20 protein-coding genes are annotated in these 22,836 nt (G+C 71.8%); 8 read left to right on the top strand and 12 right to left on the bottom strand.

Annotated elements, in window-relative coordinates:
• Nucleotides 1-92 precede the first annotated feature (92 nt).
• Nucleotides 93-1,538, bottom strand: coding sequence for a GTPase HflX (gene hflX, locus ACWDLG_RS06785; protein WP_449917565.1), 1,446 nt, complete (start codon nt 1,536-1,538; stop codon nt 93-95).
• 117 nt (nt 1,539-1,655) lie between these two features.
• Nucleotides 1,656-2,354 carry a DUF4097 family beta strand repeat-containing protein gene (locus tag ACWDLG_RS06790; RefSeq protein WP_449916764.1) on the bottom strand — a complete coding sequence of 233 codons (699 nt, stop codon included), beginning with the start codon at nt 2,352-2,354 and terminating at the stop codon, nt 1,656-1,658.
• A gap of 132 nt (nt 2,355-2,486) precedes the next feature.
• Between ACWDLG_RS06790 and aceB the strand changes: the two genes are divergently transcribed.
• From aceB to ACWDLG_RS06815, 5 genes are read left to right on the top strand one after another with little or no spacing between them, the layout of a single operon-like run.
• Nucleotides 2,487-4,064 carry a malate synthase A gene (gene aceB, locus ACWDLG_RS06795; RefSeq protein ID WP_449916766.1) on the top strand — a complete coding sequence of 526 codons (1,578 nt, stop codon included), beginning with the start codon at nt 2,487-2,489 and terminating at the stop codon, nt 4,062-4,064.
• A 48-nt stretch (nt 4,065-4,112) separates the two neighbouring features.
• On the top strand, nt 4,113-5,555 hold the full coding sequence (locus ACWDLG_RS06800) for an FAD-binding oxidoreductase (protein WP_449916767.1): 1,443 nt from the start codon (nt 4,113-4,115) through the stop codon (nt 5,553-5,555).
• On the top strand, nt 5,555-6,745 hold the full coding sequence (locus tag ACWDLG_RS06805; protein ID WP_449916770.1) for an FAD-binding oxidoreductase: 1,191 nt from the start codon (nt 5,555-5,557) through the stop codon (nt 6,743-6,745). Before ACWDLG_RS06800 ends, ACWDLG_RS06805 begins: the two co-directional genes overlap by 1 nt.
• Before the next feature lie 4 nt (nt 6,746-6,749).
• Nucleotides 6,750-8,006, top strand: coding sequence for a (Fe-S)-binding protein (locus tag ACWDLG_RS06810; RefSeq protein ID WP_449916773.1), 1,257 nt, complete (start codon nt 6,750-6,752; stop codon nt 8,004-8,006).
• A gap of 2 nt (nt 8,007-8,008) precedes the next feature.
• Nucleotides 8,009-8,752: an IclR family transcriptional regulator gene (locus ACWDLG_RS06815; RefSeq protein ID WP_449917567.1), complete on the top strand. Its 744-nt coding sequence runs from the start codon at nt 8,009-8,011 to the stop codon at nt 8,750-8,752.
• A 9-nt stretch (nt 8,753-8,761) separates the two neighbouring features.
• Here ACWDLG_RS06815 and ACWDLG_RS06820 read toward each other — a convergent pair whose 3' ends face one another.
• Nucleotides 8,762-9,655 carry an SPFH domain-containing protein gene (locus ACWDLG_RS06820; RefSeq protein ID WP_354906621.1) on the bottom strand — a complete coding sequence of 298 codons (894 nt, stop codon included), beginning with the start codon at nt 9,653-9,655 and terminating at the stop codon, nt 8,762-8,764.
• Nucleotides 9,656-9,729: 74 nt separating this feature from the next.
• On the opposite strand from ACWDLG_RS06820, the gene ACWDLG_RS06825 reads away from it, so the two are divergent.
• Together ACWDLG_RS06825 and ACWDLG_RS06830 are read left to right on the top strand one after the other, a co-directional pair.
• Nucleotides 9,730-9,942 (top strand): DUF2277 family protein, encoded by a 213-nt coding sequence (locus ACWDLG_RS06825; RefSeq protein WP_449916775.1) that lies wholly within the window; start codon nt 9,730-9,732, stop codon nt 9,940-9,942.
• A 31-nt stretch (nt 9,943-9,973) separates the two neighbouring features.
• Nucleotides 9,974-11,878 (top strand): hypothetical protein, encoded by a 1,905-nt coding sequence (locus ACWDLG_RS06830; RefSeq protein ID WP_449916778.1) that lies wholly within the window; start codon nt 9,974-9,976, stop codon nt 11,876-11,878.
• A gap of 69 nt (nt 11,879-11,947) precedes the next feature.
• Here the strand turns inward: ACWDLG_RS06830 and ACWDLG_RS06835 are convergent, their stop codons facing one another.
• The 7 genes from ACWDLG_RS06835 to ACWDLG_RS06865 form a co-directional block, all read right to left on the bottom strand.
• Nucleotides 11,948-12,607, bottom strand: coding sequence for an HNH endonuclease family protein (locus ACWDLG_RS06835; RefSeq protein WP_449916781.1), 660 nt, complete (start codon nt 12,605-12,607; stop codon nt 11,948-11,950).
• Between the two features lie 357 nt (nt 12,608-12,964).
• Nucleotides 12,965-13,723: an SDR family NAD(P)-dependent oxidoreductase gene (locus ACWDLG_RS06840; RefSeq protein WP_449916782.1), complete on the bottom strand. Its 759-nt coding sequence runs from the start codon at nt 13,721-13,723 to the stop codon at nt 12,965-12,967.
• Entirely contained in the window at nt 13,724-16,006 is a 2,283-nt protein-coding gene (locus ACWDLG_RS06845) for a tetratricopeptide repeat protein (RefSeq protein WP_449916784.1), read from the bottom strand.
• Nucleotides 16,007-16,025: 19 nt separating this feature from the next.
• Nucleotides 16,026-16,781 carry an SCO6745 family protein gene (locus ACWDLG_RS06850; protein WP_449916787.1) on the bottom strand — a complete coding sequence of 252 codons (756 nt, stop codon included), beginning with the start codon at nt 16,779-16,781 and terminating at the stop codon, nt 16,026-16,028.
• A gap of 55 nt (nt 16,782-16,836) precedes the next feature.
• Nucleotides 16,837-17,643 (bottom strand): diaminopimelate epimerase, encoded by an 807-nt coding sequence (dapF, locus tag ACWDLG_RS06855; RefSeq protein ID WP_354906628.1) that lies wholly within the window; start codon nt 17,641-17,643, stop codon nt 16,837-16,839.
• Nucleotides 17,640-18,533: a tRNA (adenosine(37)-N6)-dimethylallyltransferase MiaA gene (gene miaA, locus ACWDLG_RS06860; protein WP_449916791.1), complete on the bottom strand. Its 894-nt coding sequence runs from the start codon at nt 18,531-18,533 to the stop codon at nt 17,640-17,642. The genes dapF and miaA overlap by 4 nt, the downstream gene beginning before the upstream one ends.
• A gap of 65 nt (nt 18,534-18,598) precedes the next feature.
• Nucleotides 18,599-19,123, bottom strand: a complete 525-nt coding sequence (locus ACWDLG_RS06865) for a methylated-DNA--[protein]-cysteine S-methyltransferase (protein ID WP_449916794.1) — start codon at nt 19,121-19,123, stop codon at nt 18,599-18,601.
• Nucleotides 19,124-19,450: 327 nt separating this feature from the next.
• On the opposite strand from ACWDLG_RS06865, the gene ACWDLG_RS06870 reads away from it, so the two are divergent.
• Nucleotides 19,451-20,347, top strand: coding sequence for a ribonuclease Z (locus ACWDLG_RS06870; protein ID WP_449916796.1), 897 nt, complete (start codon nt 19,451-19,453; stop codon nt 20,345-20,347).
• A gap of 193 nt (nt 20,348-20,540) precedes the next feature.
• Here the strand turns inward: ACWDLG_RS06870 and ACWDLG_RS06875 are convergent, their stop codons facing one another.
• Together ACWDLG_RS06875 and ACWDLG_RS06880 are read right to left on the bottom strand one after the other, a co-directional pair.
• On the bottom strand, nt 20,541-21,221 hold the full coding sequence (locus ACWDLG_RS06875) for a hypothetical protein (protein WP_449916799.1): 681 nt from the start codon (nt 21,219-21,221) through the stop codon (nt 20,541-20,543).
• A 433-nt stretch (nt 21,222-21,654) separates the two neighbouring features.
• On the bottom strand, nt 21,655-22,389 hold the full coding sequence (locus ACWDLG_RS06880) for an isocitrate lyase/PEP mutase family protein (RefSeq protein ID WP_449916802.1): 735 nt from the start codon (nt 22,387-22,389) through the stop codon (nt 21,655-21,657).
• Between the last annotated feature and the right edge of the window lie 447 nt (nt 22,390-22,836).

Raw genomic sequence — 22,836 nt, forward strand, 5'->3', positions numbered from 1 at the left:
CTTATGGTAGCAATCCAAACGTTCAAGGACCACCGTGGTTTTGCCCGAAAATGTGAGAATCGCGCGGGGAATCCCCGCGCGATTCTCGCAGCTCAGACCCGTTCGACGGGCTTGCCGACCTCCACCAGTTCGTGCAGGAGGCTCGACGGCACGCGAGCGTGGAGGACGGTGCCGTCGCCCACGTGCTCGACGGAGATCACCTCACCCTCCGTGTGCGCGCGGGAGATCAGGTCCCCCCTGCCGTACGGCACGAGCAGAAACACCTCGTGGTCGAGCACCGGCAGCTGACTCTCGATCATGGCCGTCAGCTCGCCGATCCCCTCGCCCGTGCGGGCGGAGACGACGACGCTGTTGCGCTCGGCCCTGACCAGCCTGTCGAGCACGTCCTGGTCGGCGGCGTCGGCCTTGTTGATCACCACGATCTCGGGCACGTCGAGCGCGCCGTCGATCTCGGAGAAGACCTGGCGGACCGCGCTGAGCTGGCCCTCCGGGTCGGGGTGCGAGCCGTCGACGACGTGGAGGATCAGGTCGGCGTCGGCGACCTCCTCCAGTGTGGAGCGGAACGCCTCGACCAGCTGGGTCGGCAGCAGCCGGACGAACCCGACGGTGTCGGCGATCGTGAACAGCCTGCCCTCCGGCGTGCGCGCCCTGCGCACGGTCGGGTCGAGGGTGGCGAACAGCGCGTCCTCGACCAGCACGCCCGCGCCGGTGACGCGGTTGAGCAGCGAGGACTTGCCCGCGTTGGTGTAGCCGGCGATGGCGACGGCCGGGACCTCGCGGCCCGAGCGGTGCGCGCGCATGGTCTCGCGCGCGGTGGACATGCCGGCGATCTGGCGGCGGAGCTTGGCCATGCGCTCGCGGATGCGGCGCCGGTCCAGCTCGATCTTGGTCTCACCGGGACCGCGACCGCCGATGCCCACGCCGCCGGCGGCGCGACCGCCGACCTGCCTGGACAGGTTGCCGCCCCAGCCGCGCAGGCGCGGCAGCAGGTACTGCAGCTGGGCCAGCTCGACCTGGGCCTTGCCCTCGCGGCTCTTGGCGTGCTGGGCGAAGATGTCGAGGATCAGCGCCGTGCGGTCGATGACCTTGACCTTCACCACTTCCTCGAGCTGGCGGAGCTGGCCGGGGCTCAGCTCGCCGTCGCAGATCACGGTGTCGGCGCCGGTCGCCTCGACCACGTCGCGCAGCTCGAGCGCCTTGCCCGAGCCGATGTAGGTGGCCGGGTCGGGGCTCTGCCGCCGCTGGATGAGGCCCTCGAGGACCTCCGAGCCGGCGGTCTCGGCCAGGAGCTTGAGCTCCAGGAGCGAGTTGTCCGCCTCGGCCGCCGTGCCTGAGGTCCACACGCCCACGAGGACGACCCGCTCCAGCCGTAGCTGGCGGTACTCGACCTCGGTGACGTCCTGGAGTTCGGTGGACAGGCCCGCCACACGGCGGAGCGCATGGCGCTCTTCCAGATCCAGCTCGCCGATCTCGACGTCGTCGGTGGCGAAGGTGGCGGCGGAGTCACGCGTGTAGCGAGTACGGGAGTCGTTGTGCATTCGTGTCATCTCTAGGAGGCAACGTTCGGATGTCTCAGAATCATCCCCGACGGCCGGCCGGTCAGTCACCTGGTTAATCAACGAGGCAGGCCGACGTCGACGAGACTGCGGAACCGGTCAACGAGGCAGGACGCGCGCGTCGCCCGAGCCCGTGCGGACGCTGACCTTGCGCGGCGAGTTCGAGTCGTCGGTCACCTTCACCTGGGCGTCGCCGGAACCGACCTCGGTGACGACGTCGTAGGGGACGTTGGGCAGGTAGAGCGTGACGTCGCCGGAGCCGGCCTGCGCCTCGACGCTGTCGGGCGGGTTGGTGAACCTCAGTTCGACGCCGCCCGAGCCGGTCTCCGCGAGGACGCGCTTGCCGCCGAGGTTGTTGGCGTCGATCGTGCCCGAGCCCGCCTTGGCCTCGACCTCGCCCGTCAGGGAACGCATCGTGACGTCGCCCGACCCGGCCTCGGCCGCGATCCGCAGGCCCTTCGGCACCTCGATCGTGTAGTCCACCCAGCAGCTGTCGCCGCGCGCGCAGTCGTAGCGCAGTTCAAGGGTGTCGCCCTTCACCTCGTGCGTGGTCTCGGGCTCGTGGTCTCGCCAGTGCTGCTTCTCGGTGACCTTGATCCCGGTCCTGCCGGTCTCGTTGATCACGATGTCGCCGGCGCCGCTCATCACGTCCAGAACCGCGACCTTGTCTTTCACCTCGTAGGTCTCGGTCTTCTCGTCGGCGGGCCCGCTCATCGCCATGAATCCACTGCCGCAGCCGGTCAACGCGGTCGTGGCCAACACCAGCGCACCCAGGGCCACCAGGCCTTTCGTCCTCATGTCTCCATGCTGCTCCGGCGATGGGAAAGGCAGCATCGGGGATCGCCCTTACCTTGTCCCGGACCAACCCTGTGAAGTAGCGTCACTTCCATAATCCAGAACTTATTTTCCACAATGCGGAAAGAGGCTCCTATGGAGATCACCGGCCCCATGCACGACCGGTTCGAGGAGATCCTCACGCCGGAGGCGCTGGCCTTCGTGGCGGAGCTCCACCGGAGGTTCGACGCGAGGCGCCTGGAGCTCCTCGAGGCGCGGCAGGCCAGGCAGGCCGAGCTGGCGGCCGGCGGCACGCTCGACTTCCTGCCCGAGACCAAGCAGGTCAGGGAGGGCGAGTGGCGGGTCGCGCCGCCCGCCCCCGGCCTGGAGGACCGCAGGGTCGAGATCACCGGGCCGGTCGACCGCAAGATGACCATCAACGCCCTCAACTCCGGCGCCAAGGTGTGGCTGGCCGACTTCGAGGACGCCAACTCCCCGCTCTGGGACAACTGCGTCAGCGGGCAGCTCAACCTGCGCGACGCGCTCGACCGCACGATCGACTTCGAGACCGGCGGCAAGAGCTACGCCCTCAAGCCCGACGCGGAGCTGGCCACGATCGTCGTGCGGCCGCGCGGCTGGCACCTCGACGAGAAGCACGCCCTGGTCGACGGTCAGCAGGTCTCGGCCTCGCTGTTCGACTTCGGCCTGTACTTCTTCCACTGCGCCTCCAGGCAACTGGCCAAGGGCAAGGGGCCGTACTTCTACCTGCCGAAGATGGAGTCACACCTGGAGGCCCGCCTCTGGAACGACGTCTTCGTGCACGCCCAGCGCGCCCTCGGCCTGGACAACGGCACCATCAGGGCGACCGTCCTGATCGAGACCTATCCGGCGGCCTTCGAGATGGAGGAGATCCTCTACGAGCTGCGCGACCACTCCGCCGGACTCAACGCCGGACGCTGGGACTACCTGTTCAGCGTCATCAAGAAGTTCCGCACCAGGGGCCGGGAGTTCCTGCTGCCCGAGCGCAACGCCGTGACGATGACCGCCCCGTTCATGCGCGCCTACACCGAACTGCTCGTGCGCACCTGCCACAAGCGCGGCGCCCACGCCATCGGCGGCATGGCGGCCTTCATCCCCAGCCGCAGGGATCCCGAGGTCAACGCCGTGGCGCTGGACAAGGTCAGGGCCGACAAGACACGGGAGTCCGGCGACGGCTTCGACGGCTCGTGGGTGGCCCACCCCGACCTGGTGCCGATCTGCCGCGAGGTCTTCACCGCGGTGCTCGGCGACCGCCCCAACCAGCTCGACAGGCTGCGCGAGGACGTCGAGGTCTCGGCCGCCGACCTGCTCAACGTCTCCGCCACTCCCGGCGACATCACCGAGAACGGCCTGCGCAACAACGTCGACGTCGCCCTGCGCTACCTGGCCGCCTGGATGGGCGGGCTCGGCGCGGTCGCGATCCACAACCTCATGGAGGACGCCGCCACCGCGGAGATCTCCCGCTCGCAGATCTGGCAGTGGATCCACAACGGCATCACGCTCGCCGACACCGGGCAGCCGGTGACCAAGGAGCTGGTCGAGCGGATCATCGCGGAGGAGCTCGCCAGGATCGCCGCCGAGCCCGGCTACGACGAGCACCTGTACGGCCAGGCGGAGGCGCTGTTCAAGGAGGTCGCGCTCGACGACGACTTCGCCGAGTTCCTCACTCTCCCCGCTTATGCCCGCATGCCGTAGCTTTCTGCACCGGGGCCGGCGTCGGCGACCGGTCCCGGGGAGGTGACCATGATCTCGACCGCGCTCACCGAGGACCTGCGCGCGCTGCTGCCCGCGGACTCGGTGATCACCGACCCGGTGCGGCTGCGCACCTACGAGTGCGACGGCCTCACCTATCACCGGGCCATGCCCGGCGTCGTCGTCCTGCCGGAGAGCGCCGAGCAGATCGCGGCGGTGGTCAGGCTGTGCAACGAGCACGGCGTGCCGTTCGTGGCGCGCGGCTCGGGCACCGGCCTGTCCGGCGGCGCGCTCCCCCGCACCGACGGCGTGCTGATCGTCACCTCGAGGATGCGCGCCGTCCTCGAGATCGACCTGCCCAACCGCCGGGCGGTCGTGGAGCCGGGCGTGACGAACCTGGCGATCACGGAGGCGGTCCGCGACCAGGGCTACTACTACGCGCCCGACCCCTCCAGCCAGCAGATCTGCTCGATCGGCGGCAACGTGGCGGAGAACTCCGGCGGCGCGCACTGCCTGAAGTACGGCTTCACCGTCAACCACGTCGAGGCCTGCGAGATCGTCACGCCCGACGGCGACATCGTGGTGCTGGACCGCCGCGACCCCGGCTACGACCTGCTCGGCGCGTTCATCGGCTCGGAGGGCACGCTGGGGATCACGACCAAGGTCACCGTACGGCTCAGCCGCGCCCCCGAGACCGTGACCACGGTGCTGGCCGCCTTCGACGGCATCGAGCGCGGCGGGGAGGCGGTCTCGGCGATCATCGCGGCGGGCATCGTGCCGGCCGCGATCGAGATGATGGACGCGCTGGCCATCGCCGCCGCCGAGGCCGCCGTGGCCTGCCGCTACCCGGAGGGCGCGGGCGCGGTGCTGATCGTGGAGCTGGACGGGCCGCAGGTGGAGGTCGACAGGCAGTTCGAGCAGCTGGAGAAGATCTGTTCGGGCGCCTTCGAGCTGCGGGTGGCCGCGGGGCCCGAGGAGCGGGCGGCCATCTGGAAGGGCCGCAGGTCGGCGTTCGCCGCCGTCGGGCGCATCAGCCCCGCCTACATCGTGCAGGACGGGGTGGTGCCGCGCACGGCGCTGCCCGAGGTGCTGGCCGGCATCGACAGGCTCTCCCGCGAGCACGGCATCAAGGTCGCCAACGTCTTCCACGCCGGAGATGGCAACCTGCACCCGCTGGTGCTGTTCGACGACGCCGAGCCCGGGGCGGGAGAGCGGGCCGAGATCGTCTCGGGCCGGATCCTCGACCTGTGCATCGAGCACGGCGGCTCGATCACCGGCGAGCACGGCGTCGGCGTCGACAAGGCCAGGTACATGCCGCGGATGTTCTCGCCGGAGGATCTCGACACCATGCAGCTGGTCAGGTGCGCCTTCGACCCGCGCGGGCTGTCGAACCCGGGCAAGGTGTTCCCCACGCCGCGCCTGTGCGGGGAGGTGCCGGGCGTGCGCAAGGGCGTGCACCCGCTGGTCGAGTCGGGAAAGGCGGAGCAGTGGTGATGCCGAGCGGGGTCACCGTCAGGCAGGCGGACCGCGGCGACGAGGTGGCGGGCGTACGCCCGCGCTGGGTCGCGCTGCCCGAGACGACCGAGGAGGTCGCCGCCGTCCTGAAGGCGGCCGCCGCGGACGACCTCGCGGTCGTGCCCGTCGGCGGGGGCTCCAAGCTGCACTGGGGGCCGCCGCCCGAGCGGTGCGACGTACTGCTCGACACCTGCTGCCTCAACCGGGTGGTCGAGCACGCCTCCGGCGACCTGGTGGCGAAGGCGCAGGCGGGCGTCACCATGGACGCGCTCGCCGACGTCCTCGCCGCGCGGGGTCAGGAGCTGGCGCTCGACGTCCCGGTGGCGGGCGCCACCGTGGGCGGCACCCTCGCCACCGCGACGGCCGGGCCCCGCGCCTTCCGGTACGGCACCGCCCGCGACCTGCTCATCGGCATCACCGTCGTGCTGGCCGACGGCACCGTCGCCCACTCGGGCGGCAAGGTGGTAAAGAACGTCGCCGGCTACGACCTCGGCAAGCTCTTCACCGGCTCCTACGGCACGCTCGGCGTGATCGCCGAGGCGACCTTCCGGCTCCACCCGGTCGCCGCCGAGCGGCGCTGGGTCCGCTTCCCCGCCCCGCGGGCCGGACAGGGCGCCGATCTCCTGCGGGCCCTGGCCGCCGCCCAGGCCGAGCCGGCGGCCATCGAGGTCGACCGGGCAGGCGACGAGGCGGCGGCCGAGCTGGCGGTCCTGGTGGAGGGCACCGCGGCCGAGCCCCGCGCGCGGGCCGTCGCGGCCCTGGTCGACGGCGCGACCTCCGGCGGCACGGCCGTGGTCGAGGACCGCGCCCCGTCGTGGTGGGGCGCGCTGCCCGACGACGAGGTGCTGCTGGAGGTGCGTTTCCCGGCCTCGCGCGCCGACGAGGTGCTGAGCGCGACGCTCGGTCTCGGCGCGACGGCCCGCGGCTCGCTGGCCTCGGGGGCCCTGTGGCTCGGTGGCGGCGAGCGGCTGGCCGCGGCCGTGGCGGCGCTGCGGGAGCGGCTGGGGACGTGCGGCGGCAGGGTCACGGTGCTGGCCGCGCCGCCGTACCAGGGCCAGGACCTGGACCGGTGGGGTGAGATCAGCGCGCTGCCGCTGATGCGCCGCGTGAAGGAACGTTTCGATCCCGGGCGCAGGATGTCTCCCGGCAGGTTCGTGGGAGGGATCTGAGCGGATGGACCCCGAGCTGATCAAGGACTGCGTGCACTGCGGGTTCTGCCTGCCGACGTGCCCGACCTACGTGCTGTGGGGCGAGGAGATGGACTCGCCCCGCGGCCGGATCCACCTGATGGGCCAGCACGTCGAGGGCACCGCCCTCACCCCGGCCATGGCGGGCCACTTCGACGCCTGCCTGGGCTGCATGGCGTGCGTGACCGCGTGCCCCTCCGGCGTCCAGTACGACAGGCTGATCGAGCGGACCCGCGCCGTGGTGGAGCGCGAGCACGTGCGCGACCCGCAGGAGCGGGCGGTGCGCGGGCTGGTGTTCGGCCTGTTCCCCTACCCCCGCAGGCTGCGCGCGCTGCGGCCGACGCTCGGCCTCGCCAGGCGGCTGCAGCCGCTGCTGGACAGGGCGCATCCGAGCCTGGGCGCGATGGTCGCCCTCACGCCGCCGCCGGTCAGGCGGCAGCGGCTGCCGCGCCGCGTCACGGCCACCGGGCCGCGCAGGGCGGTGGTCGGGATGCTGACCGGGTGCGTGCAGGGCGAGTTCTTCCCCCAGGTCAACGCGGCCACCGCGCGGGTGCTGGCGCTGGAGGGGTGCGACGTGGTGATCCCGCCGCGCCAGGGGTGCTGCGGGGCGCTGAGCGTGCACTCCGGGCGCCCGGACCAGGCCAGGCGCTTCGCCAGGCGGACGATCAGGATGTTCGAGCGGGCCGGGGTGGACACGGTGGTGGTGAACGCGGCGGGCTGCGGCTCGTCGATGAAGGAGTACGCGGAACTGCTCGGCGACCGGCCGGAGTGGGCCGCCAGGGCACGCGCGATCAGGACGGTCGACCTGGCCGAATGGCTGGCCGAGCTCGGGCCGGTGGCCGAGCGGCATCCGCTGCCGGTGACCGTGGCCTACCACGACGCCTGCCACCTGGCGCACGCCCAGGGGATCAGGAGGCAGCCGCGGGAACTGCTGCGCGGCATCCCCGAACTGTCGCTGCGGGAGATCCCCGAGTCGGACCTGTGCTGCGGGTCGGCGGGGACCTACAACATCTTCCAGCCCGCGGCGGCGCGCGACCTCGGCGACAGGAAGGCGGCCCGGGTGCGCTCGACGGGAGCCGAGCTGCTGGTGTCGGCCAACCCGGGCTGCACGATGCAGATCGCGGCGGCGATGCGGCGGCGCGGCGAGCAGATCAGGGTGGCGCACACGGCCGAGGTGCTGGACGCCTCCCTTCGCGGCGTGTCGCCCTCGGTCCTCGGCGCTCCCGCGGGGAGGCGCGCGTGAGCGTGCAGTCGGTCGACCGGGCGCTGGACGTCCTGGAGGCGCTGGCCGCGCACGGCGGCGAAGCGGGCCTGTCGGAGATCGCCGCCCGCACCGGCCTGCCGTACGGGACGATCCACCGGTTGCTGCAGACGCTGCTGGTCCGCGGGTACGTGCGGCAGGAGTCGGACCGCAGGTACGCGCTGGGCGGCGCGCTGGTACGGCTGGGCGGGGTGGCCGAGCGCATGGTGGGGGTGTGGGCGCAGCCGTACCTGACCAAGATGGTCGAGCTGTCGGGCGAGACCGCCAACCTCGCCGTCCTGGAGGGCGACTTCATCGTCTACGTCGCGCAGGTCCCCTCCCCGCGCCGGCTGCGCATGTTCGCCGAAGTGGGCAGGCGGGTGCTGCCGCACAGCACGGCCGTGGGCAAGGTGCTGCTGGCCGACCGCCCGGACGGCGAGGCCATGGCCGTCTTCGAGCGGACCGGCATGCCCAGGCGCACGGCGAACACCATCACCGACGCCGGGGCGATGCGCGCCGAGCTCGCCACGGTCAGGGACCGGGGCTACGCCATGGACCTCGGGGAGGAGGAGCTCGGCGTGCACTGCCTGGCGGTGCCGGTGAACGACGGGGCCCGCGTGGTGGCCGCCATGTCGGTCTCGGGCCCCGCCGAGCGCATCGATGCCCTCGACCGCGACGAGCTGGCCGAGGGCATGCGGAAGATCGCCCTCGACTTCGGCCGCGAGCTGGGCTCCTCCAACGGCTGGTGAGGTCCCTCCTCAGCGCTTCGGCGTGATGTTGATCGTGCCGTTCTGCGGCACGGGCACCACGTCGACCTTGCCGTCCTGGATGGCCTTCCACAGGATCGCGCCGTTCGGCCCGAGCACCCTGACCAGGTCCTGGATCGACTCCAGCTCGGTCTTCACCTTGGCGTTGATCTGCTGCTGGGCCAGGTTCTGCTGCTTGGCGGCCTGCTCGGCGGCCAGGGCGTTGATGAGGGTGTCCGGCGGCTGCGGCTTCTGGATGGTCAGCACCACGTCACCGCAGTCGCCGGCACCCGCGTAGTTGGGCTGGCAGAAGTACTCCGCGCCCGCGGTCTCCTTGATGAACTGCCGGGCCAGCTGGCCGACCCGCTGCTCCCACTGCTGCTTGACCGTGGGGTCGTTGAACAGCTTCTTCCACTCGAACTCCTGCGAGGCGGCGTCCATCGCCCGGTCGAGCGGCTGCTTGAAGTAGAAGTTGAGCATCTTGGTCCAGCCGCGCGACTCCCCGTCGTCGAAGTAGGCGCCGAACTTGCGGCCGATCTTCTCGTGGAACTGCTGGAGGACCTTGCAGTCGGTGTTGAGCGTGAAGGTCGCCGAGCCCGAGACCTTCATCTCGACGTTGTCCTTCGACACGATGCTGATCCCGCCGGACTCCGCCTCGTCCGATCCGGAGAAGTCGAAGGTCCGCTGGCCGAAGGGGTAGTGGTAGTCGGTGTCACCAGGGCCGAGCCAGGTGGCGCCGCTGGAGGGGTTGATGCAGCGCTCGAACTTGATCGCCTCGAAGGTGCCGCCCGCGTAGTGGAGCACGACCTCGTCGGGTTCGGTGCTGACACGGGAGAAGCCGGTGGCGACGACGATCAGGGCGACGAGCGCCGCGCCCACTGCCGCGATTAACAGTCCCTTTCTCACGCGGCGAGATACTAGCGGGCCGTGCTCACGATCCGGCCCCGAGAACGTCGGTCGGGGAAGGTAGCGTGCGAGTCATGTGTAGAAGCATCAAGACGCTGCGCCCGCCGTACACGGAGGACGTCACCGAGGAGGACGTGCGCGCCGCCGCGCTGCAGTACGTCAGGAAGATCTCCGGCTTCCGCGCGCCCGCCGCCCACAACGCCGCTGCCTTCGAGGCCGCCGTCGAGGCCGTCACCAAGGCCTCCGAGGAGCTGCTGGCGGGCCTGCGGGTGCGCGGCGCCCATTGACAGCCGCACCGGGCGGGGGAATGTTCCTCGTATGCCCCCCATCAGCGGCCTGTATCGCGGCCACGACCGCGAGTCCCAGCTCGACCTGAGGGTCGACGTCGACGGAGCGCGACCGACGGGACGGCTCAGCGGTGACCTGTTCACCACGACCGGCGCGACGACCGCCTACCAGGGCTCGTTCGTCGTGCACTCCACCACCCGGCAGGGTGACAGGATCGAGGGGCAGGGCGCCTTCACCTTCACCGCTCCCGACCGGCACGTGACGGTCACCGTCACCGCCGAGGCGGCCACCGCGACGGTCGCGGGCAGGACCTACCCGCTCGAGCGTGTCTCGCCGTACTTCAGGAGCGTGCTGCTGGAGCAGGACTCGGTGGCGGGGGCGGTACCGTTCGTGTCCTACGACACGGGCTCGCTGCCGACCCCCTCGGGCCGGCGGGTGCTGACCGTGGCGGAGGCGTACGCCGAGGCGGGCGTGGAGCTGCGCGTCGCCGAGCCGGGCGTCATCCCCGTGGACGGCGCCGGCGAGGATCTGGCGTGGGACGACGCCGAGCTGCACAACGCGATGACCCGGCAGTTCGCCTCGTTCGGCGACGAGGCCGCCTGGCGGGTGTGGTTACTGGTGGCGAGCAGGCACGTCGGCGGCTTCCGCGGCATCATGTTCGACTCCAACGACGCCTGCCAGCGCCAGGGCGCGGCCGTCTTCTACGACGCGATCAAGGGCGACTCTCCGCAGGCGCAGCGCGCCCAGCTGCGCACCTACGTGCACGAGCTCGGCCATGCCTTCAACCTGCTGCACTCCTGGCAGAAGAACCTGGCCCGCCCGCCCCAGCCGCTCGGCCCGCACGGCGGCTTCGGCGACCTGTCGTGGATGAACTACGTGCAGAACTACGTGCCCGGCGGCGAGCGCGCCTACTGGCAGGCCTTCCCGTTCCAGTTCACCGACGCCGAGCTGATCCACCTGCGCCACGGCTTCTTCCGCGACGTGGCCATGGGCGCCAACGCGTTCGGCACGGGCGCCGCCGAGATCGACCCGTTCGAGCAGCCGGTGGCCGACCGCTCGGGGTTGCGGCTGGAGGTGCGGGCGAAGGAGTCCTTCGGCTTCGGCGAGCCGGTCGTCGTCGAGCTCAAGCTGTCGGCCACGGACGCGCCGCGCACCACGCACGGCCACCTGCATCCCGACACCGAGTTCACCCAGATATCCATCACGCAGCCGTCGGGCAGGACGGTCCTGTACCACCCGATGATGCGCCACTGCGTGGACGACTCACCTCAGATCCGGCTGGACGCCGGCAACCCGGCGATGTACCGCAGCGCCTACATCGGCCATGGCCGCGACGGGCACTACTTCCAGCAGCCCGGCGACTACCAGGTGCGCGGGCAGTACATCGGCGCCGACGGCTCGCGCATCGTCTCGGCCGCCTGCCTGGTGCGGGTGCGGCATCCGGTCACGACCGACGACCACCAGGTGGGCGAGCTGATGCTGGGCGAGGAGCAGGGCAAGCTGTTCTCGCTGCTCGGCTCCGACTCCCCCGCGCTGCGCTCGGGCAACCAGGCGCTGGAGGAGGTCATCGACAGGTACGGCGACCACCCGCTGGCCGTCTACGCCCGGATGGTCAAGGGCCTGAACGCCGAACGCGAGTTCAAGGACGTCGGCGCGGACAAGAAGCTGCACGTGCGCCCGCCCGACACGGCCGAGAGCATCGCGTTGCTCGGCGCGGTGACCAGGGAGGCGACGATCGACAACATCACCCTCAACATGGTGACGCGCCGCCTGGCCCGCGCCGTGGCACGCAGGGGCGACCTCGATCGGGCGTTCGGGCTGATGGACGACATGGTGTCCAGGTTCGCGGCGAAGGGCGTCAACCCCGTCGTGCTGGGCCAGATCAGGCAGCAGGCGAGGCTGACCAAGCAGGCCCTCAGCGCCGAGACGGCATGACGGTCCGGCCCCTCCCGGCACGTCAGGTCCCAGCCGGCCCGGCGAGTCGGGTCCGGCCCCGCCCGGCGGTCAGCAGGCGGACAGGATGTCCTTCATCGCGGCCTTCTCCGCCGCGGTCGCCCACAGCGCGTACTTCGTCTTGACCTGGATCTGCCGGACGATGTACGCGCACCGGTAGGCCTTGCGCGGCGGCAGCCACGTCGCCGCGTCGGCGTCGCTCTTCTGGCCGTTGAGCGGACCGTCGACGGCCAGCAGGTTCAGCGGGTCGTTGGCGAACTCCTTGCGCTTGTCCTTCGACCACTGCTGCGCGCCCTTCTGCCAGGCGTCCGACAGCGGGATCAGGTGGTCGATCTGCACCTCGGAGCTGGTGTCCTGGCCGCGCCTGAACGTGATCTTCTTGCCCGAGTAGGGGTCGTCGAGGACGCCCGTCAGCACGATGCAGTCGTGCGTGCCCGGCTTGAACGTCTCCTCGCGCAGGTCCCGCTTGAGGATGTCGTTGCGGGTGTCGCACCCGTTGTGGTCGACGTCCGCCCACGCGGGACCGAACTTCTCCCGCTCGAATCCGGTCTTCGGCGCCCGTCCCTTGACCTCGAGCTTGTCGAGGTCCTTGCGCGCCTGGGCGACGTCGCCCGAGGCGGCCTTCTGGGGTTCGGTGTCGACGTCGGCCAACGTGCCGCACCCCGTCACCATCGCCGTCGAGGCCAGCACAACCGCCAACATCCGCTTCATTCGTAAAATTCTAGGATTAAAGCGGTCAAGACCTCGACTATCTGGTCAGCCAGGTATCAAACGCAGGGAGATCCCCGACGCGACTCCTCAGCGGACATGCTGCAGCACCTCCGGCACCGGGCAGCCGAGCAAGGCATCGCCACCACCGCGTTTCACCAGCGCATGGAGGCCCTGAACCTGCCCCGCCGCCGGCCTGACCGTGGCCGCGGTCACCGATCCGCACGGCGAGCCGACCCCCGCCGACGCCACCGACCTGCACGTCCGGCTCCAAGCCGCCCCCTGACCACTCCGCCCCGGCGCATGGTCAATTGAGCAGGCCCAGGGGCCGACCGGGCTGGGCGGGCAGCACCGGCGCGGTCAGGTGATGAGCAGACCCCCGTCGACCGGCAGCACCACGCCGGTGACGTAGGAGGCGGCGTCGCTGGCCAGGAAGACGGCCGCGGCGACCAGCTCGGCGGCCTCGCCCACCCGCTTCATCGGCACGCGTGCCTCCAGCATCGCCTCCACGTAGCCGGGCGGGTACGCCTCGGTCATCTCCGAGTGGAAGAAGCCGGGCTCCAGGCAGTTGACTCTGATGCCCTTGCGACCCGTCCACTGCTGGGCCAGGTCGCGGGTCAGCCCGACGACCGCCGCCTTCGAGGCGCTGTAGGCGGCCTGCGGCAGGCCCGCGGTCGTCTCGCCGAGGACGCTGCCGACATTGATGATCGACGAGCCGGGACGCATGACCCGGCCACAGGCCTGCGCCATCCAGTAGGTGCCGTGCAGGTTGATGTCGACGACCTGGCGGAACTGCTCGGGCGTCTCCCGCGTGGCGGGCACCGCCGTACCGATGCCGGCGTTGTTGACCAGGACGTCGACGGCGCCGAACGCGGACATGGCGGCCTCGACCAGCGCGTCGCAGTCGGCGACGACGGTCACGTCGGTCGGTACGGCCACGCACCGCCGCCCGGTCTGCTCGACCAGCCGTCGCGTCTCCTCCAGCCGGTCCTTGCGACGGGCACCGATCACGATGTCGGCGCCCGCCTCGGCCAGCCCCCGCGCGAAGGCCACGCCCAGCCCCGAGGAGGCACCGGTGACGATCGCGACCTTCCCGCGCAGGCTGAACCTGTCGAGCATCTAGAGTCCGTACTCCTTCACGATCCGCTCGTGGCGCTCCACCTCGACGTCGACCTCCCTGGCCAGGTCGAGCCAGGCCAGCGGGTGGACCCACCGCTCGGTGGCGTCGTCGAGCAGGGCGTCGACCTCGACCGCCGACACGTTGGGCGGCACCGCGACCCAGCCGAACACGCCGGGCAGCTGCTCGCCGGTCGTCGGGTGGGTGACCTGGTAGGTCTCGTCGCTGTAGACCCACATCGGCCAGCCGCGCTCGGCCATGACCTCGGTGAACTCGGCCCAGTCCTCCTCGCTCGGCGCGGCGCCGTCGAAGAAGTAGCTGGTGTAGCCGCCGGGACGGAGCATGCGGACCGCCGCGAACGGCGGCACGAAGTTCTGCTGCTCCTGCGGGTCGTCGGGAACCGGCTCGAGCAGCTGCGGGTCGAAGACGACCAGGTCGCCCGCATTGTACTCCATGCCGCGCGGCTGCGGCAGGGCGAGCCGCGCGGTGGCCGGACCGGTGCGGATGGACAGCACCTGGCGCTGGCCGCCGTCGGGCGCCGGCAGGATGATCCTGACCAGGCCCAGCTCCTCCTCGATCGGGCCCTCGGCCGACTTGACCGGCATGCCGATCTTCTTGGCGCCGACGCGGACGGTCTCCCAGTCTTCGGCCGAGGTCGCCATGACGATCATGCGCCAGACGTCCTCGTCGGTGATGTCGTCGGTGTCGAGAGCCTCGCGCAGCACCTGGGCGCCCTTGGCGTCCTGGTCGAGCTGCTGGCTGGCGCCCGCCAGCGCGCGCCGCGCCTCGATGCCGGCACCCGCGGCCAGCGCCTGCTCGGCCTCGGCGACGGCCGGCTCCCACCGCTCGCGGGCGATGTGGAGCCTGGCGAGCGCGAGGTGCTTGAGCTTGCCCGGCAGCAGCTCGGCCATCTGCTCCAGCCGCTCGTCCTGGCGGGCCTCGACGAGCAGGTTGGTCAGGAAGTCGACGTCCTGCGGGTCGGCGGTGGCCGTCCCGCCGGTGTCGACGAGCATCTTCCAGTAGATGTCGGCGCCGGTGGCGGGGTAGCCCAGGAAGCCGAGCGTGGTGGTGTGCCGGCGAGTGGCCTCGATGTCGGTGCCGGACAGCGGGGCCAGCCAGCCGACCCACTCCTCGGGGTTGGCGTTGATGCCGTCGGCGGCGTCGAAGTAGGCGACGCGCTCCTCCAGCGGGCTCGTGGCCTCGGGCGGCGTGGTGGCCGCGGCGGCGGCGCGCAGGGCGGCGACCCGCTCGGTCACGTCCTCGGCCGCGCGCAGCTCGGCCGAGGCCTGCTCGGCCAGGTCGGCCAGCAGCTCGGCCTGCCAGACGCCCTTCCTGTCGACGGCGAGGTCGCCGGCCACCAGGGCCAGCTCGACGCGGGCGCGGTAGCCGCCCATCATGCCGAAGTAGTCGATCCACTGGCGGAGCACGCGCCCGAGCTGCCAGGTGTTGGTGATCTGCGCCGAGCCGGCCAGCTTGGCGACGGCCTGCGCCCACTCGACGAAGTCGCGCGGGTGGTTGCCGACGACGTCGAGGTCGGGCAGCGCGTCGACGGCCTCGGTGGTGCGCCCCAGCGTGGCGAGGATCAGCGCACGGCGCACGCCCTCGCGGTGGGGCTTGGCGACCGGGTCGTCGGGCTTGAAGTCGGCGGCGGACTGGATGGCGGCCAGCGCGTCGTCGGCGCGGCCCGCGGCCAGCAGCGCGCGCGAGCTCTCGGCCCCGAGCTCCCAGCCGGCCTCGCGGCTGACCGCGCCGAGGCGCTGGATGGCGGCCTCGGCGTAGGCGACGGCCTCGTCGGCCCGGCCGGCGTCGGTCAGCGCCGCGACGTACTGCGTGATCAGGCCCGAGTAGGCGGGGTCGGTCGGCTCGACCGCCTCGATGGCCGGGCCGAGGGCGGCCAGGCGCTCGTCGGCGTAGCCGGGGCCGTCGGCGTTGGCGAGGGTGATCGCGTACGCCTCCACGGCCGCGGGAGCCGACGGGCAGTCACGCACGTCTTCGCGCTGGGCGAACGCCCGCAGCGCCTCGGCGTCGTCGATGGCGACCGCGCCCTGGGCCCTGTCGCCGATGCGGCCGACCAGATGCCAGTAACGGGCGTAGAACTCGAGCCACGGCAGGCCGAGGCTCTCCGCCTGCTGCGCGATGGCCGGGGCCATCACGTCGAGCTGCGGGTATCGACCCTCGTAGGCCTGAGCAGGCAGGTCGCCCAGCGCCATGGCGAACGGGGCGTTACCCGCCTCGGAAAGCTGCTGCTGGGTTTCGCCGACCCAGGCCCAGATGTCCACGTCCATGGGCAGCCAGTCTGCCAGGTCAACGGACGTGCCCCAAACGCATCAAGGTGACGAGCTCGTCGCGTTCCGCGTCGGTCAGGACGGCGAAGGCGGGCGCCATCAGCTCGTCCGTCAGCTCCTCCGCCTCCCGCCGCCGGGCGACGACCGGCTCGGCGACCGCGGGGTACGGCTCGGGCCAGGTGATGAAGCGGGCCATGTCCTGGCCGGACGACAGGCCCAGCGGCGTGCCCTCGTGGTCGGTGGCGAGCGCCGCGGTCAGCGGATCGAGCCCCATGGCCAGGACGGCGACGGCGTGCAGGCCGCCGCGCAGTTCCCTGACCACGTGCATGAGCTGGGTGGCCCTGGCGACCGGATCGTCGGGCAGCAGCACCGCCCGCCAGCCCGCGAACAGCGGGGATCCCAGGATGGAGGCGGCGCCGGCGACCTTCTCCAGGAGGTGGGCGATGCGGTCGCAGCCCTCGACCGCGCCGAGCTTGCGGCGGCCCCAGGCGTGGCAGGCGCCGGTGTAGAGCGCGACGGCCTCGTCGACGGGGAGCTTGCGGCCGCCCTCCCAGCTCTCACGCACGTGCTCCGGCGGGAAGAAGACCACGACGGAGGTGACGACGTCCGCGTCGACCTCGCCGAGGACCCCGCACCTACCCCTGAAGTAGAGCTCGCGTGGGCCGAGGCCGGTCCGCGCGCACAGCTCCTTGGCCTCGCGGGAGATCATGAAACCGCCGCCGAGCCTGCCGATGGTGCCCTTCACCGCCGCCGCGGCGCCCTTGGAGTCGACCATGCGGCAAGCATCACCCAACAGAACATCGTTCTGCAAGGGCCCTCCGGGGTGCGGGTCAGATCGTCAGTTCCCCCGACGCGATGATCACGGCGGGCCCGGCCAGGTAGCTGGTGTCCTCGTCGAGCGTGACCGTCAGGATCCCGCCGGGCACCTCGACCGTCCAGGTGCCGGTGCTCTCCCCGGCCAGATGCGCCGCGGCGACCGCCGTGGCGACCGCGCCGGTACCGCACGAGCGGGTCTCGCCCGAGCCGCGCTCGTACACCCGCATCAGCGCCCTGCGCGGGCCCACCGCGTTCAGCAGCTCGATGTTGACGCCGTTGGGGAAGACCGCGGGGTCGAAGGCGGGCTGGTAGGTGAGGTCGAGCTGCACGACCGGGTCGCCGATGGCGCATGCCAGGTGCGGGTTGCCCATGTCGACGTGCAGCCCCTGGTACTCCTGACCGTTCACGACGGTGACGCTCGAGCCCAGCACGACCGGCTTGCCCATGTCGACGGTCACATCGCCGTCGGCGGCCAGCCGGACGCGCTTGGTGCCGCCCCTCGTCGCCACGGCGAACTCGCCCGGCTCGGCCAGCCCCGCGTCGACCAGGTAGCGGGCGAAGACGCGCACGCCGTTGCCGCACATCTCGGCGAGGCTGCCGTCGGCGTTGCGGTAGTCCATGAACCATTCGGCGTGGTCGGCCTGGTCGGCGACCTCCGGGCTGAGCTTGGTCCTGACCGCGTGGAGCACGCCGTCCGCGCCGATGCCCGCCCTGCGGTCACACACCGCCGCCACCCTGGCCGGAGGCAGGTCGAGCGCTCCGTCGGGATCGGGGAGGATGACGAAGTCGTTGTCGGTGCCGTGCCCCTTGAGGAATCTCATGCCTCAACCCTATCCAGGGCCTGCTGGAGCAGGTCCGGCGCGTCGAAGGGCAGCCAGACCACCCTCGGGTCGCGGCGGAACCACGACTCCTGGCGCCTGGCGAACCTGCGCGTGGCCCTGACCGTCTCCTCGAAGGCCTGCTCCTCGCTCCACTCGCCGTCCAGGAAGCGCAGCACCTGCGCGTACCCCAGGGCCCTGCCGGCCGTACGGCCCAGCGCCAGGCCGAGCGGGAGCAGCCCGCGCACCTCGTCGACGAGCCCGGCCTCCCACATGCGCCGGACGCGCAGCTCGATGCGCTCGTCGAGCACCGGCCGCGGCACCTCGACGCCGAGCTGAACGCTCGGGTAGACGGCGTCGTAGGACGGCATGGTGGCCGAGAAGGGCCGCCCGGTCAGCTCGATGACCTCCAGGGCGCGCACGATCCGGCGGCCGTTGCTCGGCAGGATGGCCGCGGCCGCGGCGGGGTCCTTCTCCCGCAGCCGCGCGTGCAGCACCCCGGATCCGCGCTCGGCCAGCTCGGCCTCGAGGGCCGCCCTGATGCCGGCGTCCGTGCCGGGGAACTCCAGGTCGTCCAGCGCCGCCCTGACGTACAGGCCCGAGCCGCCCACCAGGATCGGCACGTCGATGCGGTCCATCAGCGGCCGCACCAGCCGCTGGTACTCCGCCACGCTCGCCGTCACCGTGACGTCCCAGATGTCCAGAAGATGATGCGGAACGCCGCGACGCTCGGATTCATCGAGCTTCGCGGTACCGATGTCCATCCCCCGGTACAGCTGCATGGAGTCGGTGTTGATGCACTCCCCGCCCAGCCGGAGCGCCAGATCCACGGCGAGATCGGACTTTCCGGCCGCGGTCGGTCCGACGACGGCGATCACAGGCTGCTTCCCCACACCGACAAGTGTGACAAGCCGCGGGGTGTGGACGGTCCACACGCGAGACCGCGCGGACCGCCCGGCTAGAGGTCGAGCAGCGTCGGCTGCAGGTAGCCCTCGTGGGTGAGCAGCCACCGCTTCGTCTCGACGCCCTCCCCGCCGCTGAACCCGCCGAGCCCGTTACCCGCCACCACACGGTGGCACGGCACCACGATCGGGATGGGGTTGGCCCCCATGATCGAACCGATCCCCCGGGCGGGCACCCTCGACTGCGCCCTGCGGGCCAGCTCCCCATAGGTGACGACGGTGCCGTAGGGCACCTGGTGCAGCGCCTGGAGCACCTGGCGCGGCGTCGGGGCGATGAACCGCCAGTCGACCGGCGTCTCGAACACGCGCCGCCGCCCCGCGAAATATTCGGTCAACTCCGACACGATGCCGGCCGTGCGATCCGGGTCATGAACCTCGACCAGGTCCTTCAGGCGCGGACGCGAACCCCAGCCGGCCGCGACCAGCCCCACCTCCGTGACGGCCAGCGTGAACCTGCCGACGGGCGTCGGGACATCGGCGTACGCGACCGTGACCGCCTCGGGACTCGGGTGGGAGGTCATCGTGTCCTCTCGCGAACTCGTGGTGCTCGGCTAATAAACACCGTAACCACAACGGATAGAAATTTCTTTCGAGTACCCCCAGACTACGAGCCGGTGATGAAGTGCAGGGCCGGGGAGAACCGGGCAGCCTGGAGGAGTGAATCCCCGGTTGCGATACGTCACCCACCGGCCGTACGTCGTGCCTGTCGGTCTCGAGGAACTGGCCGGGCCTACCACCGGCGTGGTCGAGCTGCCCACCCATCTCGACTGGTCGGAGCAGCGCGTCTACACGAACTCATTCGTCGGCCCGAACACCGACGCCCGCGCCGAACGCCTACTATCGCGCTTGTGTCAGAGCGCGAACTCGTGGTGCTGGGCACCGCCAGCGCGGTGCCTACCAGACACCGTAACCACAACGGCTACCTTCTGCGATGGGACGGCCAGGGCCTGCTGTTCGACCCCGGCGAGGGCACCCAGCGGCAGATGGTGCACGCGGGCCTCAGCGCGCACGACATCCACTGGATCTGCGTCACCCACTTCCACGGCGACCACTGCCTGGGCGTGCCCGGCGTGGTGCAGCGCATCGCCCGCGACAAGGTCAGGCACGAGGTGCGCGCGGTCTTCCCGGCCTCCGGCACCACCTACTGGCGCAGGCTCAGGCACGCCGCCGCCTTCGCCGACACCGACCGGATCACCGAGCATCCCGTCGCGGGCGAGACGGCCGTGGTGGGGCGGCTGACCGCGCGCCGCCTGTCCCATCCCATGGAGTCGTACGGCTACCGCCTGCAGGAGCCGGACGGCCGGCGCATGCTGCCCGAACGGCTCAAGGCGTTCGGCATCAAGGGGCCGGAGATCGGTGAGCTCCAGCGGACCGGCTCGCTACGCGGCGTCACGCTCGAGGAATGCAGCGTGCCCCGCCCAGGGCAGTCCGTGGCCTTCGTCATGGACACCCGGCTCTGCGACGCGGTCTTCGAGCTGGCCGAGGGCGTGGACCTGCTGGTGATCGAGTCGACGTTCCTGTCGGCGGAGGCGGCGCTGGCCAAGGAGTACGGTCACCTGACCGCCTTCGACGCCGGGATGGTCGCCGCCCGCGCGGGCGTCAGGCGGCTGGTGCTGACCCACTTTTCCGAGCGGTACAGCACGGCCGACGAGCCGGCCTTCCTGGAGGAGGTGCGGCGAAGCTACGCCGGCGAGGTGGTGCTCGCCCGCGACTTCACCACCGTCCCCGTGCCCCGGCGACGCTGAGCCCCTCACCACGTCGACGCCTCGGATGCCGCGGCGACCATGAGCGCCAACCGCGCAGGCGGCCCGGTGCTCCGGCGATGATGGACGGCCTACGCCCGGCACATCCGTCATACCGACGACGCCGAGCGCAGGCCCCAGCCGGCACATCCGTCACGCCGACGGCACCGAGCGCAGGCCCCGGCCGGCGCCTTCGTCAGGCCCAGGTCGCTACGAAGTAGCCCACCCCGTAGGGCGCGATGCTCTCCAGCAGCCGCGCCCCCCGGGGTGCGGTGCCCTCCGCCGCGCCCGCCAGCACCTGGAACGCGGCCCTGCCCGCCACCCACAGCCCGGCAGCCTCGTCGCGGTCGAGCGCGGCCAGCGTGCCGGCGTCACCCGCACCCAGCGCCGCCGCGATCGCGTCGTTGTACGGCTGCGCCGCGGGGTCGAGGTAGCCGGGCGCCTTCTCGGTGAGGCAGGCCGAGCCGTCGCCCATGACCAGCAGCGCCGTACGCCCCTCCGCGACGAGCCGCTCCCCCAGGCGCAGGCACTCGCCCGGCTCCGCGTCGAACGCGATCTCGTGGAAAGCCGCCCTCTCCGCCACTTCGTCGCCCAGCAGCCAGCGGCCGATGGTCAGCGACAGCGGCAGGACGGGGTCGCCCTCGCCCACCCTGACGTCGACACCCCAGGGGCGCAGCGTCCCCGCCGGCTGCCCGCCGTACGCCGTGGTGGTCTGGCCGCCGCCCACGACCATCAGCCTGTCGTGCTCGACGGCGAGCGTCGCCTCGACCGCGGCGGCGCAGGCCGCGCGCAGGCCGTCGAGCTCGGGGGCGGCGGCCCCGGCGAGCGCGGGCACGAGCAACGGCGGATGCGGGCACACCGCGGCGGCGACAAGCACCGGACCAGGCTAACCGAGCCGCCGCCACACCCGGATGTCGCGTGTGCCATCGACCACGGCAGGCGTCGCACCCGCGCGCAGTCCGCTGGTACAGGCCCCGAGCACGGGCCACCGGCCTGGACCCACGAGCACGGCCCCTCAAACTGGGGCCTGCTGGGATCACCTCACGCGGGCACAACCCCACAGGTGCAGCCGCCTCATAGGCGCGGCCGACAAGCGCGGCCCCACAAGCGCAGCCCTACAAGTACCGCCCCACACATGCGCGGCCCACAAGCGCAGCCCTACAAGTGCCGCCCCACACATGCGAACCGACAAGCGCGGCGCTACAGGTGCGCCCCCGCATGCGTGGCCCGGTAGGCGCCGAACCCACGGGTTCGGCCTGTAGGTACGGCCCGCGGGCACGGATCCGCGGGTGCCTCCCGCGAGTACGGGTCTACTGGTATGGGTCGCGGCCTTCGGCGACGGCCGCGAACAGGCTCGTGGCGTAGGCGTGGGCGGCCCGGTGCAGGCCGTGGCCGTAGCTCACCCTGGCGACGCCGAACGCGGCCAGTTCGGACAGCGAGGGGACGCCGGGACGGAAGTAGACGTTGATGGGCAGTTCGGCGGCCAGCGTCCTGATCTCCTCGGCGTCCGCGACGCCGATCGGGTAGACGCAGTCCACGCCCGCCTCCAGGTAGCGGCGGCCCCTGCGAAGGGCGTCCGCGGTGCTGCCGTCGCCCGCCACGTAGGTGTCGACGCGCGCGTTGACCACGAGATCGTCGCCGGCCGCCGCCTTCACCGCGGCGAGGAAGTCGGCCTGCTCCTCGGGGTCGATCAGCACGCCGTCGCGGGAGTCCTCCAGGTTGCAGCCGACCGCGCCCGACTCGGCCAGGCGCTCGGCCAGTTCGGCGGGCTTGAGCCCGTAGCCGCGCTCGACGTCGGCCGTCACCGGGACGCCGACCGCCCTGGCGATCCTGGCGATGGCAGCGAACATCTCCCCCGGCGGCGTCCGCTCGCCGTCCTCGTAACCGAGCACCGCCGCCACCGCCGCGCTGCCCGTGGCCACGACGGGGAAGCCGGCCTGCTCCACTGCTCCGGCCGACGCGGCGTCCCACGCGTTGGGCAGGATCAGCGGGCTCCCTTTCACGTGAAGGGAACGCAGGCGGGCGGCGGCAGTCACGATCGTCATGCCGCGGACCCTACGCACGCCTCCCGCGCGGCTGAAGGGCCACTCCGCGACGAAACACCTGAGCCACCCTGAGAGTCACGAGCCCGTCCACGCGCCGTGAAGCCCACGGCGCGTGACCGCGGGCTCCACGGTCCTGATGGCGAGCCGGGCCCGACTGTGGACACCTGGGCGCCACGGTCCCGATGGTGAAGCCGGATGCGACCGTGAACACCTGGGCGCCACGGTCCCGATGGCGAGCCGGGCCCGACCATGAACCGGTGGGCGCGACGGCCCTGGGGGTGAAGCCGGGCGCGACCGTGGAACACGCGGGCGTGACCGCAGGCGCGACGGCCCTTGAGGCCGGGCGCGACCGTGGAACCTGCGGCGACTGTGAATCCGCAGACATGACCTCGGAAGCTACGAAGACCGTAGGCGCGACCGTTGGGGCCGCGGGGCCGTACCCCCCGA

This window comes from Nonomuraea sp. NPDC003727, from assembly GCF_053586935.1.

Bases quoted from the DNA above. Each gene is read 5' to 3' on its own strand.
- ACWDLG_RS06845 (WP_449916784.1), bottom strand. From the start codon at position 16,006: ATGGACGTGGACATCTGGGCCTGGGTCGGCGAAACCCAGCAGCAGCTT.
- ACWDLG_RS06825 (WP_449916775.1), top strand. From the start codon at position 9,730: ATGTGTAGAAGCATCAAGACGCTGCGCCCGCCGTACACGGAGGACGTC.
- ACWDLG_RS06805 (WP_449916770.1), top strand. From the start codon at position 5,555: ATGCCGAGCGGGGTCACCGTCAGGCAGGCGGACCGCGGCGACGAGGTG.
- ACWDLG_RS06830 (WP_449916778.1), top strand. From the start codon at position 9,974: ATGCCCCCCATCAGCGGCCTGTATCGCGGCCACGACCGCGAGTCCCAG.
- ACWDLG_RS06810 (WP_449916773.1), top strand. From the start codon at position 6,750: ATGGACCCCGAGCTGATCAAGGACTGCGTGCACTGCGGGTTCTGCCTG.
- ACWDLG_RS06835 (WP_449916781.1), bottom strand. From the start codon at position 12,607: ATGAAGCGGATGTTGGCGGTTGTGCTGGCCTCGACGGCGATGGTGACG.
- ACWDLG_RS06880 (WP_449916802.1), bottom strand. From the start codon at position 22,389: ATGACGATCGTGACTGCCGCCGCCCGCCTGCGTTCCCTTCACGTGAAA.
- ACWDLG_RS06840 (WP_449916782.1), bottom strand. From the start codon at position 13,723: ATGCTCGACAGGTTCAGCCTGCGCGGGAAGGTCGCGATCGTCACCGGT.
- dapF (WP_354906628.1), bottom strand. From the start codon at position 17,643: ATGAGATTCCTCAAGGGGCACGGCACCGACAACGACTTCGTCATCCTC.
- hflX (WP_449917565.1), bottom strand. From the start codon at position 1,538: ATGCACAACGACTCCCGTACTCGCTACACGCGTGACTCCGCCGCCACC.
- ACWDLG_RS06850 (WP_449916787.1), bottom strand. From the start codon at position 16,781: ATGGTCGACTCCAAGGGCGCCGCGGCGGCGGTGAAGGGCACCATCGGC.
- ACWDLG_RS06800 (WP_449916767.1), top strand. From the start codon at position 4,113: ATGATCTCGACCGCGCTCACCGAGGACCTGCGCGCGCTGCTGCCCGCG.
- ACWDLG_RS06790 (WP_449916764.1), bottom strand. From the start codon at position 2,354: ATGAGGACGAAAGGCCTGGTGGCCCTGGGTGCGCTGGTGTTGGCCACG.
- ACWDLG_RS06865 (WP_449916794.1), bottom strand. From the start codon at position 19,123: ATGACCTCCCACCCGAGTCCCGAGGCGGTCACGGTCGCGTACGCCGAT.
- aceB (WP_449916766.1), top strand. From the start codon at position 2,487: ATGGAGATCACCGGCCCCATGCACGACCGGTTCGAGGAGATCCTCACG.